The organism is Mycobacterium sp. E2238 (assembly GCF_001672665.1).
Lineage (GTDB): Bacteria > Actinomycetota > Actinomycetes > Mycobacteriales > Mycobacteriaceae > Mycobacterium.
Window position 1 is genome coordinate 16034 of record NZ_LZKF01000104.1, and the last position, 11385, is coordinate 27418.

Genomic DNA, 11385 nt, shown 5'->3' on the forward strand with positions numbered 1-11385 from the left:
GGTCGCTGCGCGTCCGATTAGGGTCGAAGTATGACCTCCGTGCAAAGCCTCCCCGACATCACCGCCACCCCAGCGTGGGACGCCCTGCGCAGGCATCACGACCAAATCGGCGCGACCCATCTGCGCCAGTTCTTCGACGAGGATCCCGACCGCGGCCGCGAGCTCACCGTCTCGGTCGGCGACCTCTACATCGACTACAGCAAACACCGCATCACCCGAGAGACGCTGCGGCTGCTGGTCGATCTGGCCCGGACGGCTAACCTCGAGGAGCGCCGCGACCAGATGTTCGCCGGCGCGCACATCAACGTCTCCGAGGACCGGGCCGTATTGCACACCGCGCTGCGACTGCCCCGGGACGCCGAACTGATCGTCGACGGCCACAACGTCGTCGAGGATGTGCACGCCGTGCTGGACCGGATGGGCGACTTCACTGACCGGTTACGCAGCGGTGAATGGACCGGGGCGACAGGGAAAAGAATCAGCACGGTGGTCAACATCGGCATCGGCGGATCGGATCTTGGCCCGGTGATGGTCTATCAGGCGCTGCGCCACTACGCCGACGCCGGGATCTCGGCCCGGTTCGTCTCCAACGTCGACCCGGCCGACCTCATCGCCACCCTGGCCGACTTGGACCCCGCCACAACGCTTTTCATCGTCGCTTCCAAAACGTTCTCCACGCTGGAAACCCTGACCAACGCGACCGCCGCCCGCCGTTGGCTCACCGACGCGCTCGGCGACGCCGCGGTGTCCAAGCATTTCGTGGCGGTCTCCACCAACAAGCGCCTGGTCGACGACTTCGGCATCAACACCGACAACATGTTCGGCTTCTGGGACTGGGTCGGGGGACGCTACTCCGTCGATTCCGCGATCGGCCTCTCGGTGATGGCCGCGATCGGCAAGGAGGCCTTCGCCGATTTCCTGTCCGGATTCCACATCGTGGACCGGCATTTCAAGACCGCCCCGTTAGAGTCCAACGCGCCGGCGCTGCTCGGGCTGATCGGGCTGTGGTACTCCAACTTCATGGGCGCCCAGTCGCGCGCGGTGCTGCCGTACTCCAACGACTTGGCGCGCTTCGCCGCCTACCTGCAACAGCTGACGATGGAATCGAACGGCAAGTCGACGCGCGCCGACGGCACCCCGGTCACCACCGACACCGGCGAAATCTTCTGGGGCGAGCCGGGAACCAACGGCCAGCATGCCTTCTACCAATTGCTGCATCAGGGCACCCGGCTGGTACCGGCCGACTTCATCGGCTTCAGCCAGCCTCTGGACGACCTGCCCACCGTCGAGGGCACCGGCAGCATGCACGACTTGCTGATGAGCAACTTCTTCGCCCAGACCCAGGTGCTGGCGTTCGGTAAGACCGCCGAGGAGATCGCCGCCGAAGGCACGCCGGCCGACATCGTGCCGCACAAGGTGATGCCCGGCAACCGCCCGTCGACCTCGATCCTGGCCGACCGGCTCACGCCGTCGGTGCTGGGCCAGTTGATCGCGCTCTACGAGCATCAGGTCTTCACCGAGGGCGTCATCTGGGGCATCGACTCGTTCGACCAGTGGGGCGTGGAGCTGGGCAAGACGCAGGCGAAGGCGCTGCTCCCGGTGATCACGTCCGACGGCTCGCCGGCGCCGCAGTCCGACAGCTCGACCGACGCGCTGGTGCGCCGCTACCGGACAGAACGCGGGCGCACCAGCTGATCACCCCGTGCGGCTCATGACGTCCGAGCCGAGCCGGCGCACGAAGGTGCGCAAGCGTTCCACGGTCGCGGTCTCTGGCTCACTGAGGTGCAGCTGCAGCAGTTCGCGTCCGGCGGCGTGCAGGATCCGCGCGGTGTATTCGGGATCGTGCACGTGCGGATTGATGCGCAGCAGCTCGGTGACGAAGAACTCCAGCACGACGGCCTGCGATTGAGCCAGCCGCGCATACAACTCCGGTGGCGCGCCCTGCGGCGGGAACAGGAACAGCCGCCACGTCGCCGGGTGCGCGTCGACCGCGGCCAGGACTCCGTCGAAAGCAACCACCAGCGACTGGTCGTCGGCGACGGCATCCAACCCGGAGACCGCCTCGGCGAACTGGGCGCCGGCCCGGGCCGCCTCACGGTCGATCAGCGCGACGAACAGTCCCGCCGGGTCGCCGAACAGCTGATAGATCAACGACCGATTGATGCCGGCCGCCTCGGCGATGCGGTTGGGTGTGGCCGCGTGAAACCCCTCGGCGTCGACGATCGAGTGCGTGACGTCGAGAATCTGCTCGCGCCGACCTTCGGCGGTCATGCGCCGCTTCGGGTTGCCCGCGCTCATGCTTGACAGCATAACTAACAACTTGTGAGTATTAACTCACGAACTGTTAGTTAATGGGAGGCAGCGATGGTCACGTACTACCCCGAACTCGCCGAGCGAGTCCGCAGCCAGCGCGAACTGCAGCCCGCCCTGTATGGAGACTTCGACTTCGACCGGCGGCCGGATCGTCTGGCCACGGAGCCCGACGTCGACTCGGCCCTGCCCGCCTGGATCGCCGATCGCGCCCCGATCCTGGAAGACGACCGCGTGGTCGAGTTGATGAGCACTGCCACCCTGCTCGGCGACGTCGTCGCCGATCCCTATGCGGCACTGATGGCTTCGCACAGCGTCGTTCAGCTGATCGACATGCTCAAGACGGCCTGCCGAGAGGGAATCGAGGCGGTGCCCGACGCGCCCCCCGAACTGGTTTCGTTCATCGCCGCCATGGAGGCCACCCCGGGATGGATCGACTTCGATCTGGTCCGCGAGGGCGCCCGCCAAGAGCGGATCCCCGCAGCGCTGCTGGCCCCCTTCATCACCCGGGGGGCCTTCATCGCGACCTTCACCAACACCTACGCCGCGCTGCCGATGGCGCTGACCGGCGCGCTCTCGGGCAAGCGGGCCGCCCGGCGGGTAAATGAGACCGCCAGTTTCTTCGCGGTCACCACCCTGCCCGGTGCGCTGGACCGTTTCGGCCCCGGTTTCGAGGCGGCCGCCATGGTCAGGCTGATGCATTCGATGGTCCGCTACAACGCCCTCAAGAAATCCGACAAGTGGGACGCCGCCGTGTACGGCATGCCCGTGCCACAGGTCGACCAGATGCCGGCCGGCATGATCGGCCAGTACCTGCTGGCCCGCAAGGCGCGTCAACAGGGCCGGACGGAGTTCACCGCCGAAGAGCGCGCCGTCGTCGAATTCGCCAGGTACCGCTGCTTTTTGCTCGGGCTGCCGGAAGAACTGCTGCCTTCGAAACCGGCCGACATCATCCACGTCATGCACGCACGCTCGGCACTGCTGCGCGATGGATTCGACAGCATCTGCCAAGACCTCGTCCGCGGCACGATGGCGGCCTACTTGCGCCCCGACACCACGCTGTTCGACCGTTGCGCCGAAGCGGTCGAAAAGAGTTTCAGCAAGCTCACTTTCGTTCGCACCTTCTGCAATGGAAACCGTGAGATCGCCGAGGCCATGGGCGTCTCAATGGGGCCGACGGACCTCGTGCGCGTCGCCCTCACCGCACCCTTCATCATCGGGCGGTTCACCGCCGTGAGCCACGCTAGCCGCATACCCGTGCTTCGGGACATCACCGACGCCTACGTGATCGGGCTCCTCAAGCTACGGCTGGCGACCTACGGCAAGCCCGAATTCACCAGCGACGCGGCGCATTACACGCCGGTGCCGCATTGAATCAGGCGAACCACTTGGTGAGCGGGGGCGGCAGCACCCGCATCACCTGCACCAGCGGCGCCCACGGCCACCAGGGCACGGCCGCCCGGCCGGGCTCACGCTCCATGGCGGCGACGAGCGCGTTGACGCCAGTCTCGTTGTCCACCATCAACATTGTGCTGTTCGACTTGGCCGTCATCTCCGACTCGATGTAGCCGGGCTCGATCACGGAAACCTTGATGGGCCCCTTGGCATATTCGGCGCGCAGCGATTCGCCCAGCGAACTCAGCCCGGCCTTGCTCGCGGCGTACGCGGCCTTGACGCCCGGCACTCCCTTGTTGCCGAGGACGGACGAGATGAGCACGAGGTGGCCCGAACCGGCGTTGTTGAACATCTCCAGCGCGGTCTCGATCTGCACCAGCGCGGACACCAGGTTGGTCTCGAGGGTCGCCTTGTTGGCCCACAGCTTGCCCGAGCCCAGCTTCGCGCCCTTGCCGATCCCGGCGTTGACGATGACGCGGTCGATACCGCCGAGTTCGTCGCTGAGTTCGCCGAACACCTTCGGCACCTGCTCGTGGTCGTTGACATCCAGCGCCGCCACAGCGATCTTGATGTCCGGATACTGTTGCGACAGTTCGGCTTTCAGCTCGTCCAGCCGGTCGGTGCGCCGGGCGCACAACGCCAGGTCGCGGCCCTTGGCGGCGAACGCTCGCGCCATGCCCGCGCCCAAGCCGGAACTGGCACCCGTGATGAGGATCTTCTGACGAGTCATCCGGGCAGCATATCGACAGGTGTCAAGTCGCGAGCCGTCGCCTACTTGAGCAGCCGTGACATCCGCCGGTCGGCCAGCACCTTGCCGCCGGTCTGGCATGTCGGACAGTATTGAAAAGACTTGTCCGCGAAGGAAACTTCACGCACGGTGTCCCCACACACCGGGCAGGGCAGGCCGGTGCGGGCATGCACCCGCAGTCCGGAGCGCTTCTCGCCTTTGAGCGTGGCCGCCCCCTGGCCCACGGACCGGCTCACCGCATCGCGCAGGACGGACACCATCGCGTCGTGCAGCGTGGCGAGCTGCTCATCGGTCAGCTTGCCCGCGGTCGCAAACGGGGAGATCTTCGCGACGTGCAGGATTTCGTCGCTGTACGCGTTGCCGATGCCCGCGATCACCTTCTGATCGGTGATGACCGTCTTGATCCGACCCGTATTGCCGGCCAACAGGCCGGCGAGGTCGTCGACGCTGAGCTCCAGCGCGTCGGGGCCGAGCGCGGCAATGCCGGGCACCGCCTGCGGATCGTCGACGAGCCACACGGCCAGCCGCTTCTGGGTGCCGGCCTCGGTCAGGTCAAAGCCCGGCGCCTCGCCGGGCGTACCCAGGTGCACGCGCAGCGCGATCGGACCCTTGCCGGGCCGGAGCGGCGCCGCGGCCAGCTTGTCCGACCACCGCAACCACCCCGCGCGCGACAGGTGGGTGATCAAGTACAGCTCCCCCGCCTGCAACCCGAGGTACTTGCCCCACCGGTGAGCCTCCGTCACGGGTTGTCCGTGCAGCGCGCTGAGCGGCGGGTCGAAGGTCTTGAGGACGGAGAGCGCGCCGACGTCGACGCGGCCGATCGTCAAGCCGACGGCGTGGCGGCGCAGATGGTCGGCCAGGGCTTCCACCTCGGGCAGTTCGGGCACGCCCTTCAGTCTGCCGGTCTGAGTAAATAGGTGTCCATGATCCAGCCGTGCCGCGCCCGGGCCTCGGCCCGCAGTTCCGCGACGTGGCTGGCGACCTCGCCGACGGTGCCCGCCACCAACAGCTCGTCGACGGTGCCCAGGTAGGCGCCCCACCAGATGTGGGTGTCGGGCGGGCACGTCCGAAAGGAGCACTCGGCGTCGAGCATCACGACCGCCGATCCGTGCAGGCCGTGCGCGCGCAACTTCCTGCCGGTGGTGATCAGGACCGGCTCCCCGACCTCGTTGAGCGGTATGCGGTGCCGGGCGGTCAGGGCCTGGACCGCGGTGATGCCCGGGATGACGTCGAAGGTGAACTCGAGCTCGTCCTTGATGGCTTCCAGGATGCGCAGCGTGCTGTCGTACAGCGACGGGTCGCCCCAGGCCAGGAAGGCGCCGACGCCGTCGCGGCCCAACTCGGCGGCGATGGCGCCCGCCCAGACCCGCGCCCGCGCCGCGTGCCAGTCCGAGACGGCCTCGCGGTAGTCGGCGTCGGCCGACCGTTTGGGGTCGGGCAGCTCGACGAAGCGGTAGCCGGGCTCGCGGATGAACCGGGCGCAGATCTCGCGCCGCAGCGCCACCAGGTCGCTTTTCGCCTCGCCTTTGTCCATCGCGAAGAACACCTGGGTGTCGTTGAGCGCCTCGATCGCCTGAACGGTCACGTAGGCGGGGTCGCCGGCGCCGACGCCGATGACGTGGATGTGCGGGCCCAAGAAACCCTCCTCGTTGCTTGCATCAGATTGCCGAATCGAAACCTTCAGGGCCTAGTCGGGACCAAAAGTACCCAGTACCATGGGTACCGTCTGAAGCACCCAATGAAGGGACGCCAGCGATGACCACCACTGCGGTCAAGTCGAGCGGGCCGAGTCGTGAGGAGTTCTCCGACCGCCTGCTCAGGGGCTCGGTCAGGAAGTCCTACGAACCGATCGTCGACATCGACTGGGACGCCCCGCTGGATCCGGACAAGTTCTACCTGCCGCCGCGGCTGGTGTCGCTTTACGGCACCCCGATGTGGGACGAGATGACCCGCGAGCAACAGATCGAGCTGTCGCGCCAGGAGCTGGTCAACACGCTGTCGGCCGGGATCTGGTTCGAGAACATGCTCAATCAAGCGTTGCTGCGCACGATCCTGCACGAGGACCCCACGAGCCGGTCGACCCATTACAAGCTGACCGAGCTGGGCGACGAGACCCGTCACATGGTCATGTTCGGCAAGGCCATCGAGCGCATCGGCGCAAAGCCGGTGCGGCCGCGGCTGTTTCATCGGATGATCATCAACGCGCTTCCGCTGGCGTTCCAGCGCGGCTCGATGTTGTGGGTGGCGGCGCTGATCGGTGAAGAGATCTTCGATTCCCTGCAGCGGCAGATGATGGACGACCCGGAGCTGCAGCCGATCATCCAGCGCCTCATGCGGATTCACGTCACCGAGGAAGCGCGCCACATCCAGTTCGCCCGCGACGGCGCCCGCAAACGCGTGGCCGAAATGCCCCGGATGAACCGCTGGTTCATGGCCAACATCAACGGGCTGGGCGGCTACTTCTTCAACTACCTGTTCAGCAACCCGGTCCCCTACGCGCGCACGGGCCTGGACCCGAAGCGGGCGCGACGAGTCGCCCGGACCAGCCCGCATCGGCGTGAGATGCAGGTGGCCGGTTTCGCCCCGCTGGCGGCGTTCCTCTCCGAGGTGGGTCTGCTGGGTCCCATCGCCCGCCGCGGCTGGAAGCGCAGCAGGTTTCTGTGACGCGGCCGCGCGGCCCCGGTGAGCCCCGCCGTCCCGTGGCCATCTTGGGTGCGCACGCCGGCGCGAGCGCGGCATTGCCGGCCGCCGGCGTCACCGACTGCGTGGTTCTGGATGGGCCGGCGTCGGCGGTTCAGGCAAGATTCGACGACGTCACGGATAGCTGGCTGCTGACGACGGCCGCGGGCGAGGATGTGCGGGCGCGTGCCGTCATCGCCGCCGACGGGGCACCCTTTGCGCCCTGGTTGCCGGACATCGCGGGCCGCGATCAGTTTCTGGGCGTGTCGTTTCACGCGGCCGCCTGGGACCCCGACTTCGATCCGTCCGGCAAGCGCATCGCGGTGGTCGGCACCGACACCGCCGCCTGTCACCACCTCCGCCGGCTGGTCGAGGCGGCGGCGTCGGTCACCGTCTTCGCCCACTCGCCCCGCCGCGTGGTCACCGAGCTCCCGTCGTGGCCGACGCGGGCCACACGCTGGCTGCGTCACCGCACCCGGCCAACCGACGCGCGTCCTCGGGTCACGCTGGCCGGGTCGGCGATCGAGGCGGTGACCGCTTATGGCATCCGCACCGGGGATGGCATCGAGCACCGCGTCGATGCCATCGTCTACGGCACCGGCTTCTCGGTCCGCGAGGAGCCGGCCGATCGCACGCTGATCGGTGCCGGCGGGCTGACCATCCGGCAGGCCTGGCGCGACGGCATGGAGCCCTTCTACGGCGTGGCGGTTCGCGGCTTCCCCAATTACTTCTTCATCACCGGGCCCGACGTGGAAGCGCAGGGCCGGTACGTCGCCGACTGCCTGCGGATGATGGAGCGCACGGGCAGCACCCGCATCGAGGTGCGCGCCAGCAGCCTGGGGGTGTTCAACGAGCGAGCCCAGCTCACACCCGACCAGGCTCCCCCGGTGGCGTCCGCCTTCGACCTTTCGGCCAGCGCGCCCGATCGCGGCGACACCTATGACGGCGCGGCGATGCTGGAAATCGGTGGCGCCAGCCATCCGGTGCGGGTCCGGCTCACCGGCCACCTCGACCCGATCGACGGCCGCTACCACTGGCAGGGAACGCTGTTCGGTTCGCCGTCGCGGCCGCTGCCCGAGCAGGCGCTTAGGCAAGCGCGGACCGCGACGTTGACCGTGGGCGCGCGCAGCGCCGCCGCGCGGATCGTCGAACAAACGCCGTGGGGGACGCACTCGGTCGCCGGGGTGGGCGCACCGCCGTACGTGCCAACCTGACCCGCGGCTTTTGCCTGCTCATCGCCTGATTTCGGGTCGCATTTTCGCGTTTGGGCGCCGCCCGAAGGTGGTAATCCGTCGGGATGCGCGTGCTGCGCAGCGAATTCGAACATCGTGTTCGGCGCGGTAGAGGCGGGGGCCTCGAGCGGGTGGGGACTAGCACGCGCCTCACCTATACCGGGCCGCCCGTGGCGTGCGCCCGGGCCGCGGCCCCAGCGGACCGTGCTTTCTGGCGGCGTCCGCGCCGGTCAACCCGAATTAGACTTTTGCCGCTGAGGGCGGATACTCAAGCAGTTGGCCCGGCCGCAATTCGAGGAGCAGCGATGGAACCGGACGACAGGACCCAGCTGAACAGCCGGACTGCGACGTCGCCTGCGTTCCGGATCCCGCCGGTAGCCCGTGCGCCCCGCCACCCTCGGCCGGCGAACGCGAAGGGTTTCCGGTGGTGAGCTCGGTAGCCGAGTCCTCCAGCTCGCTGGCCGTCGCGACGCGCACGGATGAATCGGTGGCGATTTTGACCGTCGACGGTGTGCTCGACACGACCAACTCCTCGGCGTTGCGCGACCACATCCTGCAGGCCACGCTGGCCGAGCCCGCGGCCGTCATCGTCAACATCTCCGCGCTCAAGGTGCTCGCCGAATTGGCGTGGTCGACCTTCATCGGCGCGCACTGGCAGGTTCGCGGCAACCCCAACGTGCCGATCGTGCTGGTATGCGCGCACCGCGGGACACGCGAGGCGATCACCCGCAGCGGCGTCGCCTACTTCATGCCGGTCTACTCGACCGAGAAGGCGGCGATGAAGGCGCTCGGTCAGCAGAGCCGGCGTGCCGTGCGCCGCGCCGACGCCCAGCTGCCCGCCGACCTGACCAGCCTGCGCGAATCGCGTCGCCTGGTCCGCGAATGGCTCACCGCCTGGTCGCAGTCCACACTCATCCCGGTCGCGTTGGTGGTGGTCAACGTGTTCGTCGAGAACGTGCTAGAACACACCGCGAGCTTCCCCGTGATGCGCATCGAGAGCCATGGCGCGACGGCCACCATCGCGGTGTCCGACGGCAGCCACGCGCCGGCCGTGCGGCTGCCGTCGCCGGCGAACGGCATTGACGTGTCCGGCTTGGCGATCGTCGACGCGTTGTCCCGCACATGGGGCAGCACGCCCACCGCGGCCGGCAAGACGGTGTGGGCGGTCATCGGGCCAGAGAACCAGCTCTGACGCCTTATTGTGCTGGGAACCCGGGCACGGGTAGAACTAGAACACGTTCTAATCTCGTGTGACGACCCGTTTCCAGGAAGGCAGATGACGTGCGGTTCACCTACGCGGAGGCGATGACCGACTACAGGTATTACATCCCGCTGGCCCAGGCGGCCGAGGCGGCCGGGTACCACGCCATGACCATCGCCGACAGCATCGCCTATCCCTTCGAGTCGGACTCGAAGTACCCGTACACGCCCGACGGCGATCGCGAGTTCCTGGATGGCAAGGAGTTCATCGAAACCTTCGTCCTGACAGCGGCATTGGGGGCGGTCACGACGAAGCTGCACTTCAACTTCTTCGTCCTCAAGCTGCCCATCCGGCCGCCGGCGCTGGTAGCCAAGCAGATCGGTTCGCTGGCCGCACTGACCAACAACCGGGTGGGCTTCGGTGTCGGCACCAGCCCGTGGCCGGAGGACTACGAACTGCTGGGCGTCCCGTTCGCCAGGCGCGGCAAGCGCATGGACGAATGCATCGAAATCATCCAGGGGCTCACCAGCGGTGACTACTTCGAATTCCACGGCGAGTTCTACGACATCCCGAAGACCAAGATGACACCCGCCCCCACCCAGCCGATCCCGGTGCTGATCGGCGGGCATGCCGACGCCGCGCTGCGCCGCGCGGCCCGGCTGGACGGCTGGATGCACGGCGGCGGTGACCCGGAAGAACTCGACGCGCTCATCGCCAAGCTCAAGCGGTATCGCGAAGAAGCCGGCAAGACCGGGCCGTTCCAGATCCACGTCATCTCGGCCGACGCGTACACCGTCGACGGGATCAAACGGCTCGAAGACAAGGGCGTCACCGACGCCATCGTCGGGTTCCGCATCCCCTACATCAAGGGAAAGGACACCGAGCCGCTGGAGAACAAGATCCGCAACCTCGAGATGTTCGCCGAGAACGTCATCGCGAAGGTCTAGCCAGCGGTCACAGCGGATCCCACTTCGGAGCCCGCTTCTCCCGGTGCGCCTTGGCCGCCTCGGACGGGTTGTTGGTGAAACCGGTCAGGATCTGGGTGCGGTTCTCGATCTCGATGGCATGCCGCAGGCTTGGCGCGTCCAGTGCCGCGTTGAGCCCGATCTTGGTCTGCCATACGCCGTAGGCGTTGTTCTCGGCGATCGACCGGGCGACCTTCAGCGCGGCCGCCATCAGCTCGTCGGGGGCCACGACCTCGTGTACCAGCCTGATGCGGTAGGCCTCGGCCGCGTCGATGATGCGGCCAGTCAGCATGAGTTCGCGCGCCACTCCCGCGCCGACGATCTTCGGCAGCAGATAACTGGTGCCCATATCCATCGACGAGAAGCCCGCCTTGATGAACGCCGAGGAGAACCTGGCCGCATCGGAAGCAACACGGATGTCGGACACCAGCGTGAACGCCAGCCCTCCCCCGACGGCCACGCCGTTGACGGCGGCGATCACCGGGATGGGCAGCTCATAAATACGGATGAACAGCTCGGCCAAGCGGACCTGGGAGTCGTAGTTGACCTTGAACGGCGGGGTCGACGGCCTGGGCTTGGTCCACGGCTCTCCGGTGCCGCTCAGGTCGGCCCCGGCGCAGAATCCGCGTCCGGCGCCGGTCAGGATCGCGGCCCGGAAGTCGCCGCCGCCGAGGACGTCCAAGGCTCGGTCCACGCCGTCGATCAGGGATCCGTCGATGGCGTTGAGGCGCTCGGGCCGGTTCAGGGTGATGCGGGCGATGCCGCCTTCGAGGGTTTCCAATTCCACTGCGGGCATACGGGAACCGTAAGCGACGCGATATTCACCGACGGGGCATACCGTAGTTTGGCCGCCAC

The 11385-nt window shown here is 67.5% G+C and carries 11 protein-coding genes and 1 pseudogene; 6 read left to right on the forward strand and 6 right to left on the reverse strand.

Annotation, left to right across the window (positions count from 1 at the left end; translation table 11 throughout):
• Positions 1–30: 30 nt before the first annotated feature.
• Complete coding sequence (gene pgi, locus A5711_RS08560; protein ID WP_067945441.1) at positions 31–1695, forward strand: glucose-6-phosphate isomerase; 1665 nt, start codon at positions 31–33, stop codon at positions 1693–1695.
• Here pgi and A5711_RS08565 read toward each other — a convergent pair whose 3' ends face one another.
• A complete protein-coding gene (locus A5711_RS08565) occupies positions 1696–2271 on the reverse strand; it encodes a TetR/AcrR family transcriptional regulator (protein ID WP_067945495.1) in 576 nt (191 codons plus the stop codon). It abuts the gene before it with no gap.
• Between the two features lie 93 nt (positions 2272–2364).
• Here A5711_RS08565 and A5711_RS08570 point away from each other — a divergent pair, with 93 nt between their 5' ends.
• Complete coding sequence (locus A5711_RS08570) at positions 2365–3684, forward strand: oxygenase MpaB family protein (protein WP_067945443.1); 1320 nt, start codon at positions 2365–2367, stop codon at positions 3682–3684.
• 1 nt (position 3685) lies between these two features.
• Here the strand turns inward: A5711_RS08570 and A5711_RS08575 are convergent, their stop codons facing one another.
• From A5711_RS08575 to cobF, 4 genes and pseudogenes are all read right to left on the reverse strand, one after another.
• A complete protein-coding gene (locus A5711_RS08575) occupies positions 3686–4435 on the reverse strand; it encodes an SDR family oxidoreductase (protein WP_067945445.1) in 750 nt (249 codons plus the stop codon).
• A 41-nt stretch (positions 4436–4476) separates the two neighbouring features.
• Positions 4477–4944 (reverse strand): zinc finger domain-containing protein, encoded by a 468-nt coding sequence (locus tag A5711_RS27510; RefSeq protein WP_231986929.1) that lies wholly within the window; start codon positions 4942–4944, stop codon positions 4477–4479.
• 153 nt (positions 4945–5097) lie between these two features.
• Positions 5098–5340, reverse strand: a pseudogene (locus A5711_RS27515) (DNA-formamidopyrimidine glycosylase family protein); the annotation flags it as partial.
• Between the two features lie 5 nt (positions 5341–5345).
• Entirely contained in the window at positions 5346–6089 is a 744-nt protein-coding gene (gene cobF, locus A5711_RS08585) for a precorrin-6A synthase (deacetylating) (RefSeq protein ID WP_067945450.1), read from the reverse strand.
• A 119-nt stretch (positions 6090–6208) separates the two neighbouring features.
• Between cobF and A5711_RS08590 the strand changes: the two genes are divergently transcribed.
• From A5711_RS08590 to A5711_RS08605, 4 genes are all read left to right on the forward strand, one after another.
• The gene (locus A5711_RS08590) at positions 6209–7117 is read left to right on the forward strand and encodes a diiron oxygenase (protein ID WP_067945451.1); all 909 of its coding nucleotides are present in this window, start codon (positions 6209–6211) and stop codon (positions 7115–7117) included.
• Between the two features lie 242 nt (positions 7118–7359).
• Positions 7360–8346, forward strand: a complete 987-nt coding sequence (locus A5711_RS08595; protein WP_231987444.1) for a DUF4873 domain-containing protein — start codon at positions 7360–7362, stop codon at positions 8344–8346.
• Between the two features lie 445 nt (positions 8347–8791).
• Positions 8792–9556 (forward strand): STAS domain-containing protein, encoded by a 765-nt coding sequence (locus tag A5711_RS08600; RefSeq protein WP_067945453.1) that lies wholly within the window; start codon positions 8792–8794, stop codon positions 9554–9556.
• An 89-nt stretch (positions 9557–9645) separates the two neighbouring features.
• Positions 9646–10512: an LLM class flavin-dependent oxidoreductase gene (locus A5711_RS08605; protein ID WP_067945455.1), complete on the forward strand. Its 867-nt coding sequence runs from the start codon at positions 9646–9648 to the stop codon at positions 10510–10512.
• A 7-nt stretch (positions 10513–10519) separates the two neighbouring features.
• Here A5711_RS08605 and A5711_RS08610 read toward each other — a convergent pair whose 3' ends face one another.
• Positions 10520–11326, reverse strand: coding sequence for an enoyl-CoA hydratase/isomerase family protein (locus A5711_RS08610; protein ID WP_067945457.1), 807 nt, complete (start codon positions 11324–11326; stop codon positions 10520–10522).
• Between the last annotated feature and the right edge of the window lie 59 nt (positions 11327–11385).